At 73.5% G+C, this 23,622-nt stretch carries 22 protein-coding genes; 9 read left to right on the top strand and 13 right to left on the bottom strand.

What is annotated here, in order from left to right:
- Genes ACK586_RS12750 through ACK586_RS12720 form a run of 7 tightly spaced genes read right to left on the bottom strand, consistent with a single transcriptional unit; the run spans position 1 to position 6,795 of the window.
- Positions 1-1,593, bottom strand: coding sequence for a class I adenylate-forming enzyme family protein (locus ACK586_RS12750; protein ID WP_409330860.1), 1,593 nt, complete (start codon positions 1,591-1,593; stop codon positions 1-3).
- Positions 1,590-3,140 (bottom strand): class I adenylate-forming enzyme family protein, encoded by a 1,551-nt coding sequence (locus ACK586_RS12745; protein WP_409330859.1) that lies wholly within the window; start codon positions 3,138-3,140, stop codon positions 1,590-1,592. The genes ACK586_RS12750 and ACK586_RS12745 overlap by 4 nt, the downstream gene beginning before the upstream one ends.
- Positions 3,141-3,148: 8 nt before the next feature.
- Complete coding sequence (locus ACK586_RS12740) at positions 3,149-3,661, bottom strand: aromatic-ring-hydroxylating dioxygenase subunit beta (RefSeq protein WP_409330858.1); 513 nt, start codon at positions 3,659-3,661, stop codon at positions 3,149-3,151.
- Positions 3,658-4,944 carry an aromatic ring-hydroxylating oxygenase subunit alpha gene (locus tag ACK586_RS12735; RefSeq protein ID WP_409330857.1) on the bottom strand — a complete coding sequence of 429 codons (1,287 nt, stop codon included), beginning with the start codon at positions 4,942-4,944 and terminating at the stop codon, positions 3,658-3,660. The genes ACK586_RS12740 and ACK586_RS12735 overlap by 4 nt, the downstream gene beginning before the upstream one ends.
- Positions 4,945-4,946: 2 nt before the next feature.
- A complete protein-coding gene (locus ACK586_RS12730) occupies positions 4,947-5,399 on the bottom strand; it encodes a Zn-ribbon domain-containing OB-fold protein (protein ID WP_409330856.1) in 453 nt (150 codons plus the stop codon).
- Positions 5,396-6,544 (bottom strand): thiolase family protein, encoded by a 1,149-nt coding sequence (locus ACK586_RS12725; RefSeq protein WP_409330855.1) that lies wholly within the window; start codon positions 6,542-6,544, stop codon positions 5,396-5,398. Before ACK586_RS12725 ends, ACK586_RS12730 begins: the two co-directional genes overlap by 4 nt.
- Positions 6,541-6,795 (bottom strand): hypothetical protein, encoded by a 255-nt coding sequence (locus tag ACK586_RS12720; RefSeq protein ID WP_409330854.1) that lies wholly within the window; start codon positions 6,793-6,795, stop codon positions 6,541-6,543. The genes ACK586_RS12725 and ACK586_RS12720 overlap by 4 nt, the downstream gene beginning before the upstream one ends.
- 174 nt (positions 6,796-6,969) lie before the next feature.
- On the opposite strand from ACK586_RS12720, the gene ACK586_RS12715 reads away from it, so the two are divergent.
- The 8 genes from ACK586_RS12715 (at position 6,970) to ACK586_RS12680 (ending at position 15,864) form a co-directional block, all read left to right on the top strand.
- Positions 6,970-7,860, top strand: coding sequence for an alpha/beta fold hydrolase (locus ACK586_RS12715; RefSeq protein ID WP_409330853.1), 891 nt, complete (start codon positions 6,970-6,972; stop codon positions 7,858-7,860).
- Positions 7,857-8,675, top strand: coding sequence for a 2-oxo-hept-4-ene-1,7-dioate hydratase (gene hpaH, locus ACK586_RS12710; protein ID WP_409330852.1), 819 nt, complete (start codon positions 7,857-7,859; stop codon positions 8,673-8,675). Before ACK586_RS12715 ends, hpaH begins: the two co-directional genes overlap by 4 nt.
- Positions 8,672-9,427, top strand: a complete 756-nt coding sequence (locus ACK586_RS12705; RefSeq protein WP_409330851.1) for an aldolase/citrate lyase family protein — start codon at positions 8,672-8,674, stop codon at positions 9,425-9,427. Before hpaH ends, ACK586_RS12705 begins: the two co-directional genes overlap by 4 nt.
- Positions 9,428-9,440: 13 nt before the next feature.
- On the top strand, positions 9,441-10,616 hold the full coding sequence (locus tag ACK586_RS12700; protein ID WP_409330850.1) for an acyl-CoA dehydrogenase family protein: 1,176 nt from the start codon (positions 9,441-9,443) through the stop codon (positions 10,614-10,616).
- A gap of 23 nt (positions 10,617-10,639) precedes the next feature.
- The gene (locus ACK586_RS12695; RefSeq protein ID WP_409330849.1) at positions 10,640-11,665 is read left to right on the top strand and encodes an acyl-CoA dehydrogenase family protein; all 1,026 of its coding nucleotides are present in this window, start codon (positions 10,640-10,642) and stop codon (positions 11,663-11,665) included.
- Positions 11,662-12,822, top strand: a complete 1,161-nt coding sequence (locus ACK586_RS12690) for an acetyl-CoA acetyltransferase (RefSeq protein ID WP_409330848.1) — start codon at positions 11,662-11,664, stop codon at positions 12,820-12,822. Before ACK586_RS12695 ends, ACK586_RS12690 begins: the two co-directional genes overlap by 4 nt.
- Entirely contained in the window at positions 12,819-14,354 is a 1,536-nt protein-coding gene (locus tag ACK586_RS12685; RefSeq protein ID WP_409330847.1) for a class I adenylate-forming enzyme family protein, read from the top strand. Before ACK586_RS12690 ends, ACK586_RS12685 begins: the two co-directional genes overlap by 4 nt.
- 160 nt (positions 14,355-14,514) lie before the next feature.
- Entirely contained in the window at positions 14,515-15,864 is a 1,350-nt protein-coding gene (locus ACK586_RS12680) for a TetR/AcrR family transcriptional regulator (protein WP_409330846.1), read from the top strand.
- Between the two features lie 20 nt (positions 15,865-15,884).
- Here the strand turns inward: ACK586_RS12680 and ACK586_RS12675 are convergent, their stop codons facing one another.
- Genes ACK586_RS12675 through ACK586_RS12650 form a run of 6 tightly spaced genes read right to left on the bottom strand, consistent with a single transcriptional unit; the run spans position 15,885 to position 21,947 of the window.
- Positions 15,885-16,811 carry an SDR family NAD(P)-dependent oxidoreductase gene (locus tag ACK586_RS12675; RefSeq protein WP_409330845.1) on the bottom strand — a complete coding sequence of 309 codons (927 nt, stop codon included), beginning with the start codon at positions 16,809-16,811 and terminating at the stop codon, positions 15,885-15,887.
- Complete coding sequence (locus ACK586_RS12670; protein WP_409330844.1) at positions 16,808-17,233, bottom strand: Zn-ribbon domain-containing OB-fold protein; 426 nt, start codon at positions 17,231-17,233, stop codon at positions 16,808-16,810. Before ACK586_RS12670 ends, ACK586_RS12675 begins: the two co-directional genes overlap by 4 nt.
- Positions 17,234-17,246: 13 nt before the next feature.
- Complete coding sequence (locus tag ACK586_RS12665) at positions 17,247-18,059, bottom strand: enoyl-CoA hydratase/isomerase family protein (protein ID WP_409330843.1); 813 nt, start codon at positions 18,057-18,059, stop codon at positions 17,247-17,249.
- Positions 18,056-19,330 carry a cytochrome P450 gene (locus ACK586_RS12660; RefSeq protein WP_409330842.1) on the bottom strand — a complete coding sequence of 425 codons (1,275 nt, stop codon included), beginning with the start codon at positions 19,328-19,330 and terminating at the stop codon, positions 18,056-18,058. Before ACK586_RS12660 ends, ACK586_RS12665 begins: the two co-directional genes overlap by 4 nt.
- An 11-nt stretch (positions 19,331-19,341) precedes the next feature.
- Complete coding sequence (locus tag ACK586_RS12655) at positions 19,342-20,457, bottom strand: NDMA-dependent alcohol dehydrogenase (RefSeq protein ID WP_409330887.1); 1,116 nt, start codon at positions 20,455-20,457, stop codon at positions 19,342-19,344.
- Positions 20,458-20,498: 41 nt separating this feature from the next.
- A complete protein-coding gene (locus tag ACK586_RS12650; protein WP_409330841.1) occupies positions 20,499-21,947 on the bottom strand; it encodes an aldehyde dehydrogenase in 1,449 nt (482 codons plus the stop codon).
- A 318-nt stretch (positions 21,948-22,265) separates the two neighbouring features.
- Between ACK586_RS12650 and ACK586_RS12645 the strand changes: the two genes are divergently transcribed.
- Positions 22,266-23,612, top strand: a complete 1,347-nt coding sequence (locus ACK586_RS12645) for a TetR/AcrR family transcriptional regulator (protein ID WP_409330840.1) — start codon at positions 22,266-22,268, stop codon at positions 23,610-23,612.
- Positions 23,613-23,622: the final 10 nt, after the last annotated feature.

Below are 23,622 nucleotides of genomic sequence, written 5' to 3'. Positions count from 1 at the left end.
TCACCGGGCGCCTCCGTAGCGGCTGGTCAGTTCCCGCTTCACGACCTTGCCCATCGCGTTGCGGGGCAGGTCGCCGAGCACTTCGAGCTGCTCGGGGAACTTGCGGGTGGACAGGCCGCGGGCGGCCAGGTGGCCGGTCAGGGCGGCCAGGGTGGGCGGAGCGTCCGGATCGACCGGGACGACGACGGCGCAGGCCCGCTCGCCGGTCTCCGGGTCCGGCAGGCCGATCACGGCGACATCGGCGACGGCCGGATGGGTGATCAGGTGCTCCTCCACCTCGCGGGCGGAGATGTTCTCCATCTTGCGGATGATGATGTCCTTGATCCGGCCCGTGACCGTGAGCACGCCCTCGCCGTCGACGAAGCCGAGGTCACCGGTGCGGAAGAACCCCTGGTCGTCGAAGGCGTCGGCGTCCAGCGCGGAGTCGACGTAGCCGAGCATGAGCTGCGGTGCGCGGACGCGGAGCTCGCCCTCCTCGCCGGTGCCCGCGGCGCTGCCGTCGGAGCGGAGGACGCGGATCTCCCCGCCGGGCCCGGGCCTGCCCTCCGCCGTCGCGTGGGCGCGGTCGCTGTCCTCGGGCGTGCCCCACGTCAGGTACGGGCACTCGGTCAGCCCGTAGCCGGAGACCGCGCCCACCCCGCCCAGCTCGCGCTTGATCTCCTCGTGGATCGACGCCGGGCGGCCGGCGCCGCCGAAGAGGGTGGCGCGGACGTGCGGGAACAGCCGGGTGCCGGGCTCCGCCCGCTGGCGGGCCAGGTAGGCGCGGACGAAGGGCAGCCCCGAGCCGAGCAGCGTGATCCGCTGCTCGCGGAGGAGGTCGACGGTCGCGACCGGGTCGAAGACGGCGCTGGTGACCATGCTGCTGCCGGTGCGCAGGCTGGTCAGGATGTGCGCGACGCCGCCGACGTGGGCGAGGGGGAGGAGCGTCGCGGTCTGGTCGGCCGAGGTGACGTGCAGGTTGGCGCAGAAGGTGTCCGAGGCGGCGATGAGTGTGCGGTCGCTGTGCCGGGCCCCCTTCGGGTCGGACGTGGTGCCCGACGTGTAGAAGAGCCAGCGCACCTCCGAGCCCACGGCCGGCGACCCGGGCTCCGGAGGCAGCCGGACGTGGGCGGGGTCGGCCGTCGGGAGGCCACCGACGGTCGACAGCACCTGCAGGCCGGGCAGCTGCCCGGCGACCGCTGCGGCCATCGCGGCGTGGTCGGTGCCGCGGAACTCGCCGGGGACGACGAGCCAGCGGGTTCCCGCCTGCCGGCAGATGAAGGTCAGGTCGCGCTCGCGCAGCATCATGATCAGCGGGTTCTGCACCGCCCCCAGGCGGGCGAGCGCGAGCGACAGGGTGATGGTGTCGAACCCGTTGGGCAGCTGCCAGGAGACGACGTCCCCGGGCCGGATCCCGAGCCGGGTCAGTCCCGCGGCCGTGCGTTCCACGGCGGCGCGCAGCTCGGCGAAGGTCAGCACGCGGCGGTGCTCGTCCACCGCGAACAGGCCGTCGGGGGTGAGCCGCGCCCGCTCGCGCAGCAGGGCCCACACGGTGTCCGCCTCGAACTCCGGCCGCCAGCTGCCGGGTTGGCGGGTCCCGGCGACGGCGGTCACGCCGGCGTCTCCGAGCCGGCGGGCGCGAGCAGGCCGGCGCGGACCTCCCGCTTGAGGATCTTCCCGGCGGGGCCGAGGGGGAGGGAGGGCCGGAACTCGAAGCGCCGGGGCTGCTTGTAGCCGGCCAGGTTGCCCCGGCACAGCTCCTTCAGCTGCTCCGCCAGCGTCGGATCCGGATCCCCCTTCGCCACGACGACCGCCACCGGGGTCTCTCCCCACTCCGGGTCGGGCACGCCGACCACGGTGACCAGGTCGACGGCCGGGTGCCCGGCGATGACCCGCTCGATCTCGGCGGGGTACACGTTGAAGCCCCCGGAGATGACCATGTCGGTCTTGCGGCCGGCGATGTAGAGGTACCCCGCCTCGTCGAGCCAGCCCAGGTCGCCGGAGAACAGTCCCTCGGGGCGGAAGGTCGCGGCCGTCGCCTCGGGCCGGTTCCAGTAGCCCAGCGCGACGGCGTCGGAGCGGATGACGATCTCGCCGGTCTCACCCGGCGGCAGCGGCCGCCCCTCGTCGTCGACGATCGCGATCTCGGCGAAGGGGGTCTCGCGTCCGCAGGAGGCGAGCAGCTGCTCCTCGCCGGCGACGGCCCGGCGGTGGTCCTCCGGCGTGAGGATGGTCGCCTGGCCGCCGGCCTCGGTCAGCCCGTACCGCTGCTGGAGGTCGCACCCGAGGCGGGCCATGGCCTCCTCGGCCAGGCCGGGCGGCACGGGCGCGGAGCCGTAGCTGATCCGCCGCAGGCTGGACACGTCCCGCGGATGCTCCGTCAGCACCTTCAGCGTGCGCATGAGCATGGTCGGGATGAACGTCGTCATCGTGACCCGGCTGCGCTCGATCTCGTCGACGACGGCGTCGGGGTCGAACTTCGGGTGCAGCACGAGGGTCTGGCCCAGGTAGAGGCCGGCGACCGTCCGGATCATGCCGCCGGCGGTGAACGACGGGGTCGTCCCGAGGGTGACGTCGTCGTGGCGGGCCTCGGTGACGATCGCGGTGTCGGCCGCCTGGGCCAGCATCGCCCGGTGCGAGTGGACGACCCCCTTGGGGTGCCCGGTGGTGCCGCTCGTGTAGAGGATGAACTGGGCGTCGTCGGGACGCTGGTCCGCCGGCGTCGGGTCGACCGCCCGTCCCGCTGCGAGCGATCTCTCGTAGTCGCGTCCCGCGTCCGTGCCGCCGATCTGCAGCACGTGCTCCAGCGCGCCGAAGGGATCGGCGGCGACCGGTGCCTGCTCGCTGTGCAGGATGCCGGCGCGGGCACCGGAGTCGGCCAGGATGTGGGCGATCTCCGGGGACGACAGCCGGATGTTGAGCGGCACGGCCACGAGCCCGGCCTTGGCCAGGCCGAAGCTCATCTCGGGCCACTCGGCGGTGTTCCGGGAGCAGATGGCGACCCGGTCACCGGGGACCAGTCCCTGCGCCAGCAGGTGGGTCGCCAGCCGGTTGGCGCGCTCGTCCACGGCGGACCAGGAGAGCCGGGTGTCCCCGCTGACGACGGCCGTCTTGGTGGGGTAGCGGCGGCAGTTCCGGCGCGCGATGTCTCCGACGAGCATGGCTGTCCTCAGATCAGGAACGCCAGCGTCGGCACGGGGCCGCCGGCGTTCACCAGGTGGACGGTCTTGCCGACGAGGCCCAGGTCGCCGTCCGGGCGGACGCGGACGCGGTAGATCACCCGTCCGGCCCAGATGTTCATCGCGTAGCGGTACTCGTGGAGGACGAAGTTGGCGCCGACGGTGACCGTCGTGCCCCGGTCGTCGGCGCTGCTGTCGAGCACCTCGAGGTTGGCCAGCATCCGGCGCATGACCGACGGCGGCGTCTGCGAGTGCCGGGCGCCGGACTTGAGCTGCGCGATCCGGCTCGTGATGCGGCGCCGGTTGTCGTAGACGTAGGAGAGGTCGACCTTCGGGTCGTCGTCGGGGCCCATCGGCACCCAGTACAGGCCGTCGTCCTCCCAGAGCTCCTCCCACTCGGAGTACCGGGCCTCGTCGGCCAGGCGTGCCTCCCGGTAGAGGAACGCCTCGACGGCGAGCTCCAGTGCCAGCGGGGGAGTCGTCCCGGATGCGACGGCGGTCATGCCTGCTCTCCGTTCAGGACCCCGGCCCAGTGCTTCCACCAGCCGCGCTGCGGGGTCTCCGCGCTCTTGTCGTGGTTGACGATGCCGGTCTCGTCCTCGACGTCGGTCTCGATGCCGCGGCTGAGCATGATCCACTCGGGGTCCCGGGCGGCCAGGCCGAACTGGTTGCGCATGCCGATCTCGCCGTCGTCGGCGATCAGGAAGCCGGCGGGGCCCATGGCACCCTCGGTGCGCCGGAGCATCCGCTCGTTCATCTCGTCCATGCCGGGGATCAGCGCCGGCGTCGTGTACGCGATCGTCTCGCCCGGACCCAGCGGCTCCACCGTCATGATGTTCATCTCGGCGAGGAACAGGTTCGGGAAGATCAGCGTGTGCGGCGGGCCGACGACGAACGCCCGGTGCGTGGCCTCGGGGCCGTGCGCCTCCTCCATGGCCGCGACGTAGCGCGGCAGCTTCTCCCGCGGCGCCCGGCCGAACCACACGAACTCGTCGTCGAGCCGGGTGTACTCGGCGGCGTAGTCGATCTCGGAGTGGCCGTTGCCGAGGTCGCGCACGTAGACCTCGACCTTGGTGGGCACGTGGGAGACCTTGGCCGGGCGGACGGCGTCGTAGACCGACTGGTGGGTGAACAGCGCGTGGTAGCCGTCCACGTTGTTCTCCATGACCATCTTCCAGTTGCACTGCTGGTGGTGCTTCATCCAGCCGGCACGCAGGTCGAGGGTCCCGGTGGGGGAGAGGGCGAGCAGCCGGTCGATGGCGACCGTGGCCCTGCCCAGGTGCTCGCGCAGGCTGATCCCGCCACCGGTCAGCGATGCGAACACGAAACCGCCGTAGCTGTCGACGCGGGGCGCCGGGGCCAGCCCCAGCTCGTCGCGGACGGCCGAGAGGCGCTCGCCGTAGCCCTGGCGCATGGGGACCCCGATGAGTTCACCGGAGTTCGCGAAGGTCCAGCCGTGGTACGGGCAGCGGAAGGTGCTGGAGTTGCCCTTCTCCGCGTTGCAGAGCCGGTTGCCGCGGTGGCTGCAGCGGTTGAGCAGCACGCGGACCTCGTCGTCCTTGCCGCGGACGAAGACGACCGGCTCGCGGCCGATCCGGCGGGTCACGTAGTCGCCCGGCTCGGGGATCTCGCTGTCGTGGCCGACGTACACCCAGCCCTCCCGGAAGATGCGCTGCATCTCCAGCTCGAAGACCTCGGGATCGGTGTAGACCGCCCCGGACACCCGGTCCGGGCGGACGAGGTCGTCGACCCGTGTCCGGGCTGGGCGTGTGTCCAGTTCCGTCATCGTCAGAGCTCCTGCTCGGGGGAGAGGGGTGGGGGGACGAACGCGGGGAGCGCGACGCCCCCGAGGTGGCGGAAGGCGACGGTCACCGGGGAGCCGATGGCCGGGGCCGGGCAGGGGTGTACGCCGGCCATCAGCAGCCGGTGGCCGCCGGCCAGCTCGACGTCGGCGACCACGTACGGACGGTCGACGAGTACCAGGCCGGGCTCGCGCCGGTGCACCGTGGTCACGCTGTGGACGGTCCCCTCCGGAACCTCGTCGTGCCAGGCGACGACGTCGCCGCCACAGCCGTCGCACACCTGCTGCTCGAGCTCCAGGGGCAGGTCGCAGGACGCGCACCGGGGGAGCGTCAGCCGGCCCGCTGCGGCGCCGGCGTACAGCGGCGCCAGGTGGCCGTCGGTCTGCGGGGCGAGGCCGGGGTCCAGCAGCCAGTCCGCGGCCGGTCCGGGATCGGTCACGACGCCTCCAGAACCAGCGCCGCGTGGTGGTCGAGGCGCCCGCCGATACCGCCCACGAGGGCGGTCCGTGCGCCGGGCACCTGCCGCCCGAGACCGTCGCCGCGCAGCTGCACGACGGCCTCCACCAACGGGGTCATGCCCTGGAGGTAGAAGCCCGAGAGCTGGCCGCCGCCGGTGTTGACCGGCAGGCTGCCGCCGGGCGATGTCCCGCCGTCGCGGACGAAGGGCCCGGCCTTGCCCGGCGGGCACAGCCCGTACTCGTCCAGCAGGTGGAGCGTGACCACGCTGAAGGGGTCGTAGAGCTCGACCACGTCGAGGTCGCCGCGGTCCATCCCCGCGGCCGCGAGCGCGTCGTCCACCGCGCTGCGCCCGCCGCCGAACCACGACTCGGCTCCGGACCGGCGACGGCGCATCGGGTGGGCCGCGCCGGAGCCGCGGACCACCACCCGGGTGCCGCTGCCCACTCCGGGGTCGGCGGTGACGACGACGGCCGCCGCGCCGTTCACCGGGCGCGCGCAGTCGAGGCGGCGCAGCGGCTCGGCGATGACCGGGCTGGCGAAGTAGGCGGCGGCGTCGAGCGGGGTGCGCTGCACGGCGATCGGGTTGTCCACCGCCCACGCGCGGGCGGAGACGGCGACCGCGCACAGGTCCTCGGCCGTTCCGCCGTTCAGGTGCAGCCAGCGAGCGGCCAGCAGCGCGTACGTCGGCACCGAGCCGAGCAGGCCGGAGGCCCGCTCCAGCCCGCGCAGGCCGGACGTGCCGCCGCTGTGCGCATAGGTCGAACCGGTGGAGCCACCGGCGCGCAGGGGGGCGTCGGCGAACACGCAGACGACGGCCCGGGCCGCTCCTTCGCGGACGGCCCGGGCGGCACGGTCGACCATGGCCACGGTGGTGGCCCCCTTGATCTCGACGTGCTCGAGCAGGCGCAGGTCCCCCAGGCCGGCCTGCCGCGCCAGCGCGACCCCGACGCGGTCCGGGCGGACACCCTGGCTGGACCCGACGAGCAGCCCGTCGACGTCCGCCCGGTCCAGCCCGGCGTCGGCGAGGGCGGCGCCCAGCGCGTCGGCGGCCAGGCGGGACGCCTCGGCTCCGGGGCGAAGTGACATCTCCGTCAGGCCGAGGCCCACGATCGCCGGGGCGGTCACTGCCGCTCGTCCCGGTAGACCCCCACGCGCAACCAGTTCACCCGGTCCTCGGGGGTGGCCAGGCAGAGGCTGGCGAGCTCGAGCGGGGACAGCCAGATCCTCGACCCGTCCTCGAGGTCTTCGAGGAGCAGGCGGGGGCTATTTCCGTTGGTGTCCAGCGCTACTCGCACGGTGGCGAACTCGTTTCCCACGACCGCCAGCTCGACCTCTCCCGAGCTCGCGGCGCGACCGCTCCCCCTGTCGGCGCTCACGGCTCGAGCGGGGGGCTCATCGACGGCGACCACGGCACCGTTCTATCGTACACTCCCTGTCAGAAACAACCGGCCACCTCGGCTCCGCCGACGGAGCCCGGCGAGCGCCACCGCTGATCAGGGCCGTGTGCCGCAGGTCGCTGGACATGGACACGAGGGGCAGCGAGGAGAGACGTGACCGCGCAACTGGACGCCGACGAGGGCTACCGCAGCATCTGGGGACATCTGCGTGACCTGGAGTTCCGGCAGGGGTACCTGGACGCCGCCGGCGTGCGCACCCGGTTCGCCGAGGCCGGCCGCCCCGACGCTCCCGCCCTGCTGCTGCTGCACGGGACCGGCGGTCACTGGGAGACCTTCGCCGCCAACCTGGGTGGCCTGGCCGAGCACTTCCACTGCATCGCGATCGACATGGTCGGCAACGGGTTCTCCGAGAAGCCCGACCACGACTACGAGATCCCCGTCTACGTGCGTCAGGTCCTCGCGGTCCTGGACTCCTTCGGGATCTCCCGGGCCCACGTCGCCGCGATGTCGCTCGGCGCCTGGGTGGCCGCCCGGCTGGCCGTCGACCATCCCGAGCGGGTGGACCGGCTGATCCTCATGTCCCCGGCGGGGCTGGTCGCCACCGCGTCGAACATGGCCCGGATCCGTGCCGAGCGCACGCGCGCCGTGCAGGAGGCCGACTGGGCCTCGCTCAAGGCGGTCTTCGACCACCTCATCGCGGACGAGCGCAACCGGTTGCCCGACCTCATCGCGCTCCGGCAGGCGATCTACCGCCGTCCCGACACCCGCGAGACCATCGACCACCTGCTCGTCCTCCAGGACGCCGAGGTCCGCGACCGCAACCTCATCCCCGAGGAGCAGTGGGCGACGATCTCCGCGCCCACCCTCGTGATCGCCTCGGGGCAGGACGTCTCCGAGTACCAGAGCACCGCCCGGCGGATCGCCGAGCTGATCCCGGACTCCCGGGTGCTCGAGATGCCCGGCGTCAGGCACTGGCCGCACTTCGAGGACCCGGAGACCTTCACGCCCGCTGCGATCGCGTTCCTCCGCGGGGAACGGGCGTGACACTGGACGAGGCGGCCGTCGCCGACGCCGTCGCCCGCCTCGACGAGGCGGAGCGCACGCGGGTGCCGATCCGGCAGCTGTCGCTGCAGTACCCGGACATGACGATCGAGGACGCCTACGCCGTTCAGCACGCGTGGGTGCGGTCCAAGGTCGCGGCGGGGCGCACCGTCGTGGGGCGCAAGATCGGCCTGACCTCGCGGGTCATGCAGCAGGCGCTGTCGATCAGCGAGCCCGACTACGGCGCGCTGTACGACGACATGGTCTTCGACGACGGCGGCACGGTGCCGCACGACCGGTTCATCTTCCCGCGGGTCGAGGTGGAGCTCGCCTTCGTGCTGGGCCGCCCCCTCAAGGGCCCGGGCGTGACCCTGTTCGACGTCCTCGGTGCCGTCGAGTACGTGACCCCCGCGCTGGAGATCCTCGACGCCCGGGTGCAGATGAGGGACCCGGAGACCGGGCACCTGCGGACGATCGTCGACACGATCGCCGACAACGCGGCGGACGCCGGCCTCGTGCTCGGCGGCCGGCCGGTCCGCCCGTTCGACGTCGACCTGCGCTGGGTCTGCGCGCTGCTGTACCGCAACGGCCAGATCGAGGAGTCCGGCGTCGCCGCCGCCGTGCTGAACCACCCGGCCAACGGCGTCGCCTGGCTGACCAACCGCCTGGGTGCCCACGGCGTGACGCTGGAGGCCGGCCAGGTGATCCTGGCCGGCTCCTTCACCCGGCCGGTGCCGGCGGCCGACGGGGATCTCTTCACCGCCGACTTCGGCCCGCTCGGTTCCCTCGGGTGCCGCTTCGTCCGGGCCGGCTCGTGACCGGCCTGCGGGAACGCCTGGCCGGGGACGGCCGGCTGATCGGCATGTGGGTCGTGTCGGGCAGCGCGTACGTCGCCGAGATCTGCGCCGGCGGCGGCCTGGACTGGTTGCTCGTCGACTGCGAGCACGCGCCCAACGACCTGACGACCGTGCTCCCGCAGCTGCAGGCCGCCGCGGCCTCCGGGATCCCCGTCGTCGTCCGTCCCCCCTCGGGCGACCCGGTGGTGATCAAGCAGCTGCTCGACATCGGTGTGCAGGACCTGATGGTGCCGATGGTGGAGTCCGCCGCGCAGGCCCGGGACGTCGTCGCGGCGACCCGCTACCCCCCCGAGGGCATCCGGGGGGTGGGCAGCGCGATCGCCCGGGCCTCCCGCTGGAACCGCACGGAGGGCTACCTGCACACCGCGGCCGCGCAGCTGACGGTCACCGTGCAGGTCGAGTCCCGGGCGGGGCTGGACGCGCTGCCCGAGATCGCTGCGGTCGACGGCGTCGACGCGGTGTTCCTGGGGCCGGCGGACCTCGCCGCGTCCCTGGGCCACCTCGGCCGGCCCGACCACCCCGACGTCGTCGCGGCCGTCGAGGCGGCGATCGCCACCGTCGTAGCCGCCGGCACGACCGTGGGCGTCAACGCCTTCGCCGAACCGCTCGCCCGCCGCTACCTGGACCTCGGCGCCCGCCTCGTCCTCGTCGGCGCTGACGTCCTCCTGCTCGCCCGGGGCAGCGAGGAACTCGCCGCCCGGTACCGCTCCTGACCCTGGAGGACCCATGGACCTGGACTTCACCGCCGAGCAGGTGCAGTTCCGCGACGAGGTGTGCACCTGGCTGGCCGAGCACGCCCCGCGCGAGCAGCGGCCGGAGGACCCCGCCGCCATGCGCGAGTTCGACCTCTCCTGGCAGCGCACCCAGTGGGAGGGCGGCTGGGCCGGCATCGCGTGGCCCGAGCAGTACGGCGGGCGCGGCCTGACGCTGGTCCAGCAGCTCATCTGGTACGAGGAGTACGCGCGCGCCGGGCTTCCCGGGATCGACGCGTGCTTCGTCGGCCTGAGCCACGCCGGGCCCACGTTGATGACCCGCGCCACCGAGGAGCAGCGCGACCACCACCTGCCGCGGATCCTGCGCGGCGAGGTGGTCTGGTGCCAGGGTTTCTCCGAGCCCGGAGCCGGGTCCGACCTGGCGGCCCTCTCCACCCGCGCGGTGATCGACGGCGAGGACCTCGTGGTCACCGGCCAGAAGATCTGGACCAGCTTCGCGAACATCGCCGACCACCAGGAGCTGCTGGTCCGGACGACGCGCGGGGACTCCAAGCACCAGGGGATCACCTGGGTCATCTGCGACATGGACACCCCGGGCATCGACGTCCGGCCGATCGAGACGATCGAGGGGGGCGCGGAGTTCTGCGAGGTCTTCTACGACGAGGTCCACATCCCGCTGGCCAACGTGGTGGGCGACGTCGACGACGGGTGGCGGGTCGCCATGTCGACCCTGTCCTTCGAGCGGGGCACGGCGTTCACCGCCCAGCAGGTGCGCCTGGCCACCACGGTCGAGAAGCTCATCGACGCCGCCCGCGAGCACGTGGGGCCCGACGGTCGCCGTCCGGCCATCGCCGACGACGAGATCGCCCGGCGGCTGGCGAACGCCCGCGCCGAGGTCGCCGCCCTGCGGGCGATGACCTACGCCGGCGTCTGCCGCAACCTGCGCACGGACACGCCGGGGCCCGAGGGATCCATGCTCAAGCTCTACTACGCCGAGGTGGCCAAGGAGGTCGGCCGGCTCGCCATGGACGTGCTGGGCGCCGACGGCCTGCGCTTCGTCTCCCGCTGGGTCCCGCACGGCGGGTGGACGGGCAACTACTTCTACTCCTTCTCGCAGTCGATCGGCGGTGGTACGTCGGAGGTCCAGCGCAACATCATCGGCGACCGCGTCCTCGGCCTGCCCCGCTGACGACCCGGAACGGACCGACCCCCGTGGATCTCCTCCCCTCGCCCGACCAACTGGAACTGGTGGCCGCGGCACGCCAGTTCTTCGCCGAGCAGGTGCCGCCCGCCGTCATCCGGCTCCGTCGCGACGACCCCGCCGTCCTGGACCCCGCGACCTGGCTCGCCGGCGCGGAGTTGGGCCTGCTCGGCATCTCCCTGCCCGAGGACGTCGGCGGCTCGGGCCTGGGCCTGGACGACGAGGTCCTGGTCTTCCGTGAGATCGGGCGCGGTCTGGTCCCCGGCCCGTTCCTGCCGACCGCACTGGGCGCCCGCCTCGCCGTCCTCGCCGGGTCACTCGACCTCGCCCACCGGATGGTCGAGGGCTCCGCCGCGGTGGCGCTCGGAGAGCTCCGCGACGGCTCGGTCGGGCCGACGGCGCTGGCCGGACGGCTCGACGTGTTCGACCCCTCCGGCGCCGCGTTCGTGCTCGTCATCGGCGAGCAGGGCGCGGGCCTGGTGGACGTCGCGGCGCTGGGCGAGCTGACCCCGCTGCCCAGCATCGACCCCGGGACGCGGCTGGCCTCCGCCGTCGTGGACTCGGCCCCGGTCCTGTGCTGGCTGCCGGCGGACGAGGAGCCGCTGCGCCTGCGGGCGCTGGTCCTGGTGTCCGCGGTGCTGGTCGGCATTGCCGAGGCCGTCCGCGACCAGTCCAGCGAGCACGCGAAGACCCGGGTGCAGTTCGGCCGGCCCATCGGGGTGAACCAGGCGATCAAGCACCGCTGTGCGGACATGGCCGTGGCCGCCGAGGCGGCGCTGTCCCAGACCGCCTTCGGAGCCGTCGCCCTCGACTCGGGCCGGGCCGACCGGGAGTTTCAGGTCCTCGCTGCCAAGATCGTGGCCGCGCGGGCGGCGATCGACGGTGCCGCCGCCAACATCCAGATCCACGGCGGCATGGGGTTCACCTACGAGCACGACGCCCACCTCTACCTGAAACGAGCCCACGTGCTGGATCTGCTCTTCGGTCGTCCGGCCGACCACCTCGCCGCCCTCCTCCAGCAGGAGCCGGCCCAGTGACCGCGCCTCGGGGCCGCGGCGCCGTCATCGCCGGTGTCGCCCTGGCCGACCCGGGGCCGGTGGCCACCAACCCGTACGGGCTCATCGCCCAGGCGTCGAGGCGTGCCCTCGCCGACGCCGGCATCTCACCGGCGGAGGTGGACGGCCTGGGCTCGACCGGCCTGGGGACCCTGCCGCCCATCGACGTGGGGGAGTACCTCGGGCTGCGACCGCGCTGGATCGACTCGACGGCGGTCGGCGGGGCGTCGTGGGAGGTCATGGTGGCCCACGCGGCGGACGCCATCGCCGCCGGTCGTGCGGACGTGGTCCTGCTGACGTACGGGTCGACGGCGAAGTCGGACCTGCGCCGCGGGCTGCGGACGGCCAACCTCAACTGGGGCAGCCGGGGCCCGTTGCAGTGGGAGGCGCCGTACGGGCACACCCTCATCGCGAAGTACGCGATGGCCGCCCGCCGCCACATGCACGAGTACGGGACGACGATCGAGCAGCTGGCCGAGGTCGCGGTGTCGGCGCGGTTCAACGCGGCCGACAACCCGGAGGCCGCCTACCGGGACCCGATCACCGTCGAGGAGGTCCTGGCGGGCCGGATGATCGCCGATCCCTTCACCAAGCTGCACTGCTGCATCCGCTCGGACGGCGGGGCGGCGGCGGTGATCGTCTCGGAGGAGCGGGCCCGGGACCTGCCCGGTACGCCGGTGCACGTCCTCGGCGCGGCCGAGAACGTCTCGCACGTGTCCACGAGCCAGTGGGAGGACCTCACCACCGGCCCGGCGTCGGTCACCGGCCCCCTGGCCTTCCAGCGCGCCGGGGTCCGCCCGGAGGACATCGACGTGTGCGAGGTCTACGACGCCTTCACCTACATGCTCCTCATGACGATGGAGGACCTCGGCTTCTGCAAGAAGGGGGAGGGCGGCCCGTTCGTCGCCGACGGCCGCCTGCGCCTGGGCGGCGCGCTGCCCACCAACACCGACGGCGGCGGGCTCTCCGCGATCCACCCGGGGCAGCGCGGGCTGTTCCTGGTGGTCGAGGCGGTGCGGCAGCTGCGCGGGGAGTGCGGGCCGCGGCAGGTCCCCGACGCCGAACTCGCGTGCGTCAGCGGCACCGGCGGCTGGTTCTGCTCCAGCGGCACGCTGATCCTCGGCACCGACCGGCCGTGACCCCGGCCGCCCGCCCGGAGCCGCCCCTGCGCGGGGAGTTCGCCACCGTGGACGCCCTGCTGCGGGCCGCGGCGCGGGTGCACGGCGACCGGGACGCGTATGTCGAGCCGAACGGCCCCCGGATCGGCTTCGCCGAGTGGGACCGGACCTCCGATGCCCTCGCGGGCGCGCTGGCCGAGCGCGGGATCGCGGCCGGGGACGTCGTGGCGCTGATGCTCCCGTCGTCCGTCGACTACGCCGTCTGCTACGCCGCCCTGGCCCGGCTCGGTGCCGTCACCACCGGGCTGAACACGCGGCTCGGTCCCCGGGAGGTGGCCGCGGTCCTCGACCGCGCCGGCCCGGCGCTGCTGATCCGGGACGGCGCCGCGGGGCTGCCCGAGGGGCCTCCTGGGATCCCGGTCCTCGACCGCGCCGAGTTGCCGACGACGTACCGCCATCCCGGGCTGGGGCCGGCCCGCCCGTCCCCGGCGCCGACCGACCCGGTCGTGATCATCTGGACGAGCGGGACCACGGGACTGCCCAAGGGCGCATGGTTCGACGTCGGCAACCTCGCCGCGGGCGCGCGGTCGTCCGGGGTCATGAGCGCTCCCTACGACCGGCGTCTCGTTGCCACGCCGTTCGCCCACGCCGGCTACATGGCGAAGCTGTGGGACCAGCTGGTCTGGGGAACCGCGGTGGTGATCTCCCCGGTGCCGTGGTCGGCGCGGGAGATGGCGGCCGTCATGCGCGACGAGCGGATCACCGTCGTCGGCGGCGTCCCCACGCAGTGGGCCAAGCTGCTCGAGGAGCCTGCCGCCGAGCGGCTGGAGCACCTGCGCGTGGGGATCGCGGCCACCGCGCCGGCGTCCCCGGACCTGGTCACCGCCGTCCGTGAGCGGATCGGCGTCCCGCTGGTTGTCCGCTACGCCATGACGGAGTCCCCGTCGATCACCGGGACCGATCCCGACGACCCCCCGGATGTGCAGGCCCGCACCGTCGGCCGTCCGCAGGAGGGCGTGCAGATCGCGGTCACCGACGAGCAGGGGGAGCCCGTGGGGGCCGGCGAGGTCGGTCGCGTGCGGGTCCGGGGTGCCTGCGTCATGCGGGGGTACTGGCGGGACCCGGCGGCGACCGCCGCGGCGCTGACGGCGGACGGATGGCTCATCAGCGGTGACCTCGGCAGGCTCACGCCCGACGGCGATCTGGTCCTGGCGGGGCGGGTGGGCGACCTCTACATCCGGGGCGGCTACAACGTGCACCCGCTGGAGGTGGAGAACGTGCTCGCCGAGCACCCTCGCGTGCGGCGCGCGGCCGTCGTCGGCTCTCCCGCTCCGGTCATCGGGGAGATCGGCGTGGCCTTCGTCGTCCCGGCCGACCCCGACGACCCCCCGGAGCTCGCCGAGCTGCGGTCCTGGGTGCGCGAGCGGCTGGCCGACTACAAGGCCCCCGACCGGCTGGTCCTCGTCGACGACCTGCCCCTGACGTCGATGCTCAAGGTCGACAGGACGGTGTTGCGGAGCCGGGCCGAGGTCCTCGAGGGGGAGGCTCCCTGACCGGCCGGCACCGGCAGATCGAGGTGCCAGATGTGTCAGACGCGCGCTGACGCCGATCAGCCGTGTGCCGGCAGATGTGCCCGCGGACATGCACATCCCTCCGGGGGAGACCGGCTCGCGGGCGCACGCAGAGCGTCAGATGCGCCCGTAGCATCGAGGGGTGACGAGCGACGAGGTGCTGCGCCGGCCCAGCTACGGGTCCAGCAGCCGGATCGTCGGCGCCCGCGGCGTGCAGACGCGCCGGCAGATCCTCGCCGTCGCCCTGGAGCAGTTCGGCGAGCGCAGTCTCCACGACGTCTCGGTCGACGACCTGGCCCGTGCCGCGGGCGTCTCCCGCGCGACGCTGTACCAGTACTTCGAGAGCAAGGACGGGGTCTTCGCCGAGCTGCTGGAGGAGTGCGGCGCCGCGCTGATGCGGCTGATCCGCCGGCTCGGGCCGCTCGGCCCCACCGCCGAGGGCTTCGACAACCTCCACTGGTGGCTGGGGGAGTGGGCGTGGGTGTACGACCGCTACGCCACGATGTTCGCCCAGTGGGAGCACCTGCAGACCGCCGACACGACGTTCCGGCCGATGGTGACCGGCTTCGTCGACGCCTACGCCGGTCGCATCGCCGAGCGGCTCGCGGCTGCCGGGTTCGCTGGCATCGACGGGGTGGACACCGCCGCCGCGATCCTGCTCGTCGTCCACCGCTCCAACTACCTGCGGCACACCGGCCGGACGGGGTCCCCCTCGGCCGAGGTGATGAGCGACGGCCTGGCCGTGGTGCTGCAGTTGGTGCTGTTCCCCGACACCCCCGCCGACGTCCTCGCCGGCCAGGGCTCGCGGGACGCACCGCCACCGGAGTCCTGGACGGCCGCTGCCCCGTCCGTTCAGGCCCCGTCCGGCCGCGTCGAGCGGCTCGGCCCCCGGGCGCAGGCGACCGTCCGCGCCCTCTTGGACTCGGCGGCACGGATCTTCGCCGCGCGCGGCTTCGCCGGAGCCAACGTCGACGCCGTCGCGGCCGGGGCGGGAGTCGCCCGGGCGACCCTCTACAAGTACTTCACCGACAAGGCCGACGTCCTCGCCGCGCTCGCCGAGGAGGCCCGCGACGACGTGGTGGCCCTCGCCGGCCGGTTCGGCGACAGCGTGCACGCAGGCGCCGAGCTGCGCGTGTGGCTGCACGAGCTCATCGGGCTCTCCCGCCGGCATGCCGGGGTGCTGCGGGTCTGGGTGGAGCGCCACAGCGACGATCCGCGCGTCCAACTGCTCGGCGACGAGGTCCGGCACGCGACGCGGTCGGCGATCGCCCGCGTGCTGACCGGCATCTCGCGGCCCTATCCGCTCGACCTGCACGTTGCCGGCCTGGTCCTCGTCGCCGTGCTCGAGCGCATCCCGACGGGACTGCCGCAGCAGAGCCGGGCGGTGTCGGACACCGAGATCGTCGAGACGATGGCGGCGTTCATCGAGCGCGGCCTGCTCGGCCGGACACCGCTGGCGGCGTCCGCCGACCGGCGGACCGCCGCGAGCTGAGGTCGCGGCGGCCCCCTCGGTCAGCCGCCCATCCGCAGGCCCGGCGCCCGCGTCCGGAACACGTCCTTCGCCAACCGGTCGCCGAGGGTCGTGGCGTCCCACCGCTTGCCGCCGTTGCTGATGGACGGGCCCTTCGTCCAGCCCTCCGCCAGCTCGATGAGCTCGCCCATGGCGCGGACCACCTGCCCGCTCACGTGCGCGGCCTCGGGGCTGGCCAGCCACGCCACGACCGGGCTGGACAGCGACGGGTCCTTCGGGTCGAACTCGTCCTCGGGCCGCTCGTCGGGCTCGGGGACGGCGTCGGCGCCGCTCATCGTGGCCGAGAGCCGGGTGATGCCACCCGGGCTGATCGCGTTGACCGTGATGCCCATCCTGGCCAGCTCCAGGCTCAGGGTCTGGGTCAGGCCGACGATGGCGGCCTTGGCGGTGGCGTAGTTCGTCTGGCCGAAGTTGCCCCAGAGCCCTGCGCCGGAGGTGGTGTTGATGATCCGGCCGTAGACCCGGCCGGAGGGGTCGGCCTTGGCGGCCTCACGCCACCGCACGGCGGCGGCGCGGCTGGCCAGCCAGGTGCCGCGGACGTGCACCCGCATCACGAGGTCGAAGTCGGCGGCGCTCATGTTCCAGATCGCCTTGTCGCGGACGATGCCCGCGTTGTTGACCAGGATGTCCAGTCGGCCGAACTCGTCGAATGCCCGGCCGACCATCGCCTCGACCTGATCCTCATCGCCCACGTCGGCGTAGTCGGCCACCGCCTTCCCGCCGCGCGCGCCGATGACGTCGACCACGCGGTCGGCGTCGCGGCCGGAACCCTCGCCGGACACCGAGCTGCCCAGGTCGTTGACGATCACGGTCGCGCCGTGCTTGGCGAGCTCCACGGCGTGGCCGCGGCCGATGCCGTGGCCGGCGCCGGTGACCAGCGCGATCTTGCCCTCGAGCAGGGGGGTCATGCGTCGTCCTCCAGTTCTGCCGGGCGGAACACCGGCGCCGTGGTGTTCTCGTCCAGTTCGCGGAATGCCACTCGCAGCGGCATGCCCATCCGCAGGTCCTCGGGCGCGCAGTCGACGACGTTGGTCATGACCCGCGGCCCCTCCTCGAGTTCCACCAGCGCGGCCACGTACGGCAGCCGGTCGCGGAACGGTGCGAGGTCGTTCATGTAGACGGTGGAGTGCGTGTAGAGCGTGCCCCGGCCACTGGCCTGCTCCCAGGAGACGTCCTCGCTCCAGCAGGTGGGGCAGAACGGCCGGGGGTAGTGGTGGGCCCGCCCACAGGCGCCGCAGCGGGCGATGAGGAAACGCCCCTCTTTGGCGGCGTCCCAGAAGGGCTGGCTGTCGGCGTCGGGGGTGGGCAGGTCGGATCTCGGTGCGGTCATGCGCTGCGCCTCCTCAGTGCCCGCGGTATTCGGCGGGCCGACGCTCGACGAAGGAGCGGATCCCCTCGGTCAGGTCGTGCGCGTTCGACTGGATCTCCTGTGCCATCCCCTCGGCCAGGTAGGCCCCGGCCCGGTCGGTGTCCGGCGACCCGTTCATCAGCCGCTTGGTCAGCGCGATGGCGCTCGTCGGTCCCGCCGCGAGCCGGGCGGCGAGCTCGTCGGCCACGCCGCCCAGCTCGTCGGCCGGGACGACCCGGTTGACCAGCCCCAGGGCGAGGCCCTCCTGCGCCGTCAGCGGGTCGCCGAACAGGACCATCTCCTTGGCCTTCTGCATGCCGATGCGCCGGGGGAGCAGATAGGCCCCGCCACCGTCGACGACGAGGCCGCGGCGGACGAAGGACTCCACGAACGTCGCCTCCTCGCTCGCGACCACGAGGTCGGAGGCGTAGGCGAGGTGCGCGCCGATGCCCGCGGCCGGGCCCTGGACCACGGCGATCACGGGCTTGCCGCAGTCGAGCACCGCGGCGATCAACCGCTGGGCGCCGTTCATGATCTTGCGCATCGTGTCGCCGACGCGCTTGCCCTCGCCGCCCGCCCGGCTCGACGCCATCGACCGCACGTCCGCGCCGGCGCAGAAGTGCCGTCCCTCGGCGGCGATCACCACGACCCGGACCGCCGGATCGGCGTCGGCCTCCACGAGCAGGTCGATGAGGGCGTTGCGGTCCTCCGGGCGCAGCGCGTTGGCCGCCTCGGGCCGGTTGAGGGTGATCCGCCGGATGCCGTCCCGGTCCACGGACAGGACGCCGGGGGCCTCGACGGCGGTCATGCCGTCACCACGGACGTGGGCGTGAACTCGGCGCGCAGGTGCTTGACCCCGTGCAGCAGGTTGGACCGGAGGAACTCGGGCTCACCCACGGCACGGATGTCGGGCAGCAGGGTGAGCAACTCCTGGAAGACCACACCCAGCTCCAGCCGGGCTAGGTTCGCCCCGAGACAGAAGTGCGGCCCGGGGGCGCCGAAGCCCACGTGCGGGTTGGGCTTTCGCGTGATGTCGAAACGGGTCCCGTCCGGGAAGGCGGACTCGTCCTGGTTGGCCGAGCGGTACCACATGACGACCTTGTCGCCCTCGGCGAACTCCTGGTCGCCGAGCCGGACGCCGTCCCGGGTCACCGTGCGCCGGAAGTGGAGCACGGGGGAGGCCCAGCGCACGACCTCCTCGACCGCCGGGGCGGTGTGCGCCTCCAGGTCGCTGCGCCACAGCTCCCGCTGGTCGGGGTAGCGGGTCAGGGCCAGCAACCCGTGGGAGATGGCGTTGCGGGTGGTCTCGTTGCCGGCGCCGACGAGCAGGATGAAGAAGCGCGCCATCTCCCCGGGGGTGAGGACCTCCTCGCCCTGCGCGGCCACGAGCTTGCTGATCAGGTCGTCGCGCGGCGAGGCGATCCGGTCCTCGGCCAGGTGGGACAGCAGCTCGGCCAGACCCTCTCCGGCGGCCTCGACCGCGGCGGCCACCGAGCGCGGGCTCTGGTCGGGGATGTACTCCGGGTCGCTGGCGCCCATGATGATGTTGGTCTGGTCGAAGATGTACTTCTCGTACTCGTCCGGGATGCCGAGCATGTCGTTGACGATGCGCAGCGGCAGGGGACCGGCCACGTCGGTGACGAAGTCGCACTCGCCGCGCTCGGCCACCGAGGCGATGAGGTCGCGGGCGATCCGCCGGACGTCCTCGCGCAGCTTCTCCAGCGACTTGGGCGTGAAGCCGCGGTTGACGATCTTGCGCAGCCGCACGTGCTCGGGGTTGTCCATGTCGATGATCGACCCGCGGTACTCCCGCAGCCGGGGCGGCTGGTCGAAGATCTGCGTCCCCTGGCCCGAGCAGAAGTCCTCCTCGCGCCGGCTGACCTCCCGGACGTCCTCGTAGGTGAGGAGCGCCCAGAAGCCGTCGTGCCGCGGGCTGCCCGGCTCCCGCCTGGGCGGTACGAACGGGCGGGGGTCCTCGGCGCGCAGCCGGGCGAAGTACGCGTCGCGGTCGGCGACCGGCTGCGTCCACCACGAGAGGTCGTCGAGCCTCCGGACGGGCGGGTTCTCCGTGCTGGTCATTGCGTCCCCTCTCAACCCGCGGCGGGGTACCGCAGCACCCCGCGCAGGAAGTTGCCGCTCCGCATGTCGGCGAAGCCGTCGTTGATGCCCTCGAGCGGGTAGGTGTTCGACACGACCGCGTCGAGGTCCACGAGCCCCGACGACCACAGTTCAAGCAGCTTGGGGATGTCGGCCCGCGGGTTGGCCGAGCCGTACAGCGACCCGACGATCTGCTTCTCGTTCAGGGTCAGGTCCATCATGCTGACGTTGATCGAGCGCTCGGCGATCGGGTGGATGTTGGTGACGACCACCCGGCCGCGCTTGGCCGTCATCCCGAGGATCTTGTGCATGAGCGTGCCGTCGCCGCGGCCCATCGTGCACACGAAGCGGTCCACGCCGCGCTGCCACGTCGCGTCGGCCACGACCGAGGGCGCCTCGCTCCAGGAGCTGGCCACGTGGGTGGCGCCCATGGCCAGGGCCGTCTCCTTCTTGGTGGTGGCGGGATCGATCGCCACGATCACCCGCGCGCCGGCCAGCTTGGCGCCCTGGATGGCGGCGGCGCCGATCCCGCCGACGCCGGCCACGGCGACGGTGTCGCCGGGACGGATGTCGGCGGCGTAGACAGCCGAGCCCCACCCGGTGACGAAGCCGCAGCCGAGCAGGCACGCGCGGTCCAGCGGCACGTTCGGGTCGATCTTGATGGTGCTCGCCTCGTGGACGACGGTGTGGTGGGCGTAGGAGCCGACCAGGCACGAGGTCGCGAGGTCCTGGCCGCGGGCGTGGTGCCGGGCCGTGCCGTCGGCGATCTGCCGCCCGGTGTAGAGCCGGGCGCCGAGGTCGCAGAGGCTCTGGTGGCCGCTGGCGCACGAGGGGCAGCGACCGCACGAGGGCATGAACCCGAAGACGACGTGGTCACCGGGGGACACCGAGGAGACCCTCTCGCCGACCGCTTGCACGATCCCGGCTCCCTCGTGCCCGCCGATGCACGGCAGGTGGAAGGGCATGTCGCCGGTGATCAGGTGCTCGTCGGAGTGGCACATGCCCGAGGCGTGCAGCTCGACCAGCACCTCCTCGGGGCCGGGCGGGTCGAGCTCGATCGGCTCCACGGACCACGTCGGGTCGTCGCGGTCCCACAGGACCGCTGCCATCGTCTGCACGGGTGTACCTCCTGGAGGTTCGGGGTTCGGGCTCAGGCCGGCGGGAGGACGACCGATTGCGGCTCGAGGTAGGCGGCCAGCCCCTCGGGGCCGCCCTCCCGTCCGATCCCGGAGCGCCGGACCCCGCCGAAGGGGCTGAGCAGGTCGACCGGAGCGGCCGAGTTGACCGCGACGGAACCGGCGGCGAAGCGCCGCGCGACGGCGGCCCCGCGGACCGGGTCCGCGGTCCACACGCTGCCGGAGAGGCCGTAGTCGGTGCCGTTGGCGATCGCCACGGCGTCGTCCTCGCTGTCGTAGGGGAGGACGACGGCCACGGGCCCGAACACCTCCTCCTGCGCCACCGGTGCGTCGGGTGCGACGTCGGCCAGCAGCGTCGGGGCCACGAACCAGCCGGTGTCCAGGTCGGCCGGCCGGCGCCCACCACTGACCAGGCGGGCACCCCCGGCGACGGCGCCCTCGACGGCCTGCTCGATGCGCGAGCGGGCGCCGGCGGAGATCACCGGCCCGATGTCGGTCGCCTCGTCGGCCGGGTCGCCGACCCGGAGCGCCGCCGTGGCCCCGGCGAGCGCCTCGACCGTCTCGGCGTAGCGGGACCGGGGGACGAGCACGCGGGACTGCGCCATGCAGATCTGTCCGCTGCCGTCCATCGCGCCGTGGACCAGCGCCGCGGCGAGCGCGTCGTCGACGACGACGTCGTCGAGCAGCAGGGCGGCGGCCTTGCCGCCGAGCTCGAGGGTGACCCGGCGGACGTCGCGACCGCACAGCTCGCCGATCCGCCGTCCGACCGCCGTGGAGCCGGTGAAGCTGACCTTGTCGACACCCGGGTGCGACACGAGGTGCTCGCTGGCCGCGGCGCCGGCCGGGACGATGTTGAGGACCCCCGGGGGCAGGCCGGCCTCCTGTGCGGCGTCGGCGAGCGCGAGGACGGCCATCGGGGCATCGGGGGAGGGCTTGAGCACCACGGTGCAGCCGGCGATCAGCGCGGGGGCGATCTTGAGCGCGGCCGTGAAGAGCGGCGCGTTCCACGGCACGATCGCCGCGACGACGCCGACGGGGACCTGCCGGACCTGGACGGGGTTGCCGAGCAGCCCGCGGCGTTCCTCCTCCCACGGGAAGTCCGCGCCGATCGTCCGGTAGGCGCGGAGCACGCCGAGCGCGGTGGCGATCTGGGCGCCCCGCGCCCACCGCACGGGCGAGCCGACCTCGGCGCTGACCGTCCGGGCCAGCTCCTCGCTCAGCCCGCGGAGGGCCTTGGCGAGCCGGGCGACCGCGTCGATCCGCTCGTCCACCGGCAGCTGGGACCAGGGCCCGCTGTCGACGGCCTCCCGGGCAGCGGCCACGGCTGCGTCGATGTCGGCGGCGGAGGCATCGGGGACACGGCCCAGCGTCAGCTCGGTCGCCGGGGAGACGACGTCGATGACGTCCGTCGTGGTCGGACGCTTCCAGCGCCCGCCGATGAACAGGTGGTCGTACTCCGGCACGTGTCGCTCTTCCGTTCGTGGTCGCGCCGCGTCGCGCGTGCGCCGTCGGTCGCGTCGGCCGGGCCGCGACTGGGCCGCCACCTGGCGAAGCACAGCGATTCTGACAGTCTGTGTACCCGACTGCAACCAGGCCCCGGGAACCGGGGGGACGGCCCGGCCCACAGCGGGCGGCACCGACGGGAGGCGATCATGGCGGTGGTATCCTCTGGGGCCTCTCCGCCGAGCGGGGGCGGCGACGACGGCGACGCTGGCGGACGTGGACCAGCAGCGGTGTCGGAGGGCGAGCAGCGCCCGGCCCTCGGGAGGAAAGAGCACCTGGTGACCGACGGCGGCATCGTGCGGCGCCAGGGTTACTGGCCGATGAGCCCGGTGGTGGGCAGCCGTGGAGCGCGCACCCGCGAGCGGATCGTCGCCGAGGCGCTCACGCTTTTCGAGCAGCAGGGCTTCCGGGCCACCTCTGTGGAGAGCATCGCGCGCGCGGCCGGCACGTCGCGGGCCACGCTCTACCAGTACTTCGAGAGCAAAGAGCAGATCTTCGTCGAGCTCATGGACGAGTGCGGCGCGGCGCTGCGGCGAGTGGCCCGGCGGATCGGCGCGCTCGGTCCCACCCGGGCCGGCTTCCACAACCTGCACTGGTGGCTCGGGGAGTGGGCCTGGGTCTACGACAAGTACGCCACGCTCTTCGGCCAGTGGGCCGATCTCGAGCCCGGGAACACCGGTGTGCGCCACCTGGTGCACGGATTCGTCGGGTCCTACAACCGGTGGATCGCCGACCGGCTGGCCGAGTGCGGCGTCTCCGGCGTCGATCCGGGTGAAGCGGCACTCGTGCTCACGAGCACCGTGCACCGCTTCAACTACTTCAGGCACCAGCGGACCGGACTGCCGCCCGCGGACGAAGCGGTGGACGGTCTGGCCGTCGTCCTGCAGCTGATGCTCTTCCCCGAGACCCCGGCGGAGGCCTTTGCCGGCCTCCCGGACCCGCCGCCACGGGGTCGGGTGCACAGGGGCGGGGCACCCGGGGTCGCGCCGGATGCCGGGCACCCGACGGAGCTGAGCCCCCGGGCGGCGGTGACCGTCGGCGAGATGGTGAAGGCGGGAGCGCGCCTGTTCGCCGAGCGCGGCTACCACGGGACCAGCGTGGACGACGTGGTCGCCGAGGCCGGTTTCGCCCGCGCGACGTTCTACAAGTACTTCGACGAGAAGTCCGACCTGCTGCTGCGGCTCACCGAGGAGAGCTCGTCGGGGGCCGCCGAGCTCTGTCGGGACCTGGCCGTCCTCGAGCCGGGCCCGGATCTCGGGCCGGGCCTGCGTGACTGGCTCCGTCGGTACCTGCCGTTCTACCGCCGGTACCTCGGCGTGTTCCGTGCCGGCATCGACGGAGGGTCCGGGGACGCCCGGGTGACGGCTCTGGCCCGGCAGGTCAACGCCGACCTGGCGGCGGCCGTGGGTGCGGTGCTCGCGCGTGTCGAACGGGCGTACCCGCTCGACCGCGGTGTGGCGACCGTGGTGGTCATGGCCGTTCTCGACCGGATGCCGGAGTACGCGCGGTTCGTGGGCGACGACGACGACCGGATCGTCGAACTGGCGGCCACGGTGCTCGAGCGCGGCCCCTTCAACGGAGCCACCGCGTCGGCATCGGCCCGCACCGGGGCGCCCGGCGGCTGAGCCGCCCGGG

The sequence above is a fragment of the Trujillonella humicola genome, assembly GCF_046233715.1.
GTDB lineage: Bacteria > Actinomycetota > Actinomycetes > Mycobacteriales > Geodermatophilaceae > Trujillonella > Trujillonella humicola.
The sequence above is the reverse complement of the archived record's forward strand: the minus strand, read 5'-3'. Positions and strand labels throughout refer to the sequence as shown.

What these genes read in the sequence shown, in the direction of transcription:
- ACK586_RS12740 (WP_409330858.1), bottom strand. Translation starts at nt 3,661, where the DNA reads ATGACCGCCGTCGCATCCGGGACGACTCCCCCGCTGGCACTGGAGCTC.
- ACK586_RS12735 (WP_409330857.1), bottom strand. Translation starts at nt 4,944, where the DNA reads ATGACGGAACTGGACACACGCCCAGCCCGGACACGGGTCGACGACCTC.
- ACK586_RS12700 (WP_409330850.1), top strand. Translation starts at nt 9,441, where the DNA reads ATGGACCTGGACTTCACCGCCGAGCAGGTGCAGTTCCGCGACGAGGTG.
- ACK586_RS12655 (WP_409330887.1), bottom strand. Translation starts at nt 20,457, where the DNA reads ATGGCAGCGGTCCTGTGGGACCGCGACGACCCGACGTGGTCCGTGGAG.
- ACK586_RS12670 (WP_409330844.1), bottom strand. Translation starts at nt 17,233, where the DNA reads ATGACCGCACCGAGATCCGACCTGCCCACCCCCGACGCCGACAGCCAG.
- ACK586_RS12745 (WP_409330859.1), bottom strand. Translation starts at nt 3,140, where the DNA reads ATGCTCGTCGGAGACATCGCGCGCCGGAACTGCCGCCGCTACCCCACC.
- ACK586_RS12675 (WP_409330845.1), bottom strand. Translation starts at nt 16,811, where the DNA reads ATGACCCCCCTGCTCGAGGGCAAGATCGCGCTGGTCACCGGCGCCGGC.
- ACK586_RS12665 (WP_409330843.1), bottom strand. Translation starts at nt 18,059, where the DNA reads ATGACCGCCGTCGAGGCCCCCGGCGTCCTGTCCGTGGACCGGGACGGC.
- ACK586_RS12660 (WP_409330842.1), bottom strand. Translation starts at nt 19,330, where the DNA reads ATGACCAGCACGGAGAACCCGCCCGTCCGGAGGCTCGACGACCTCTCG.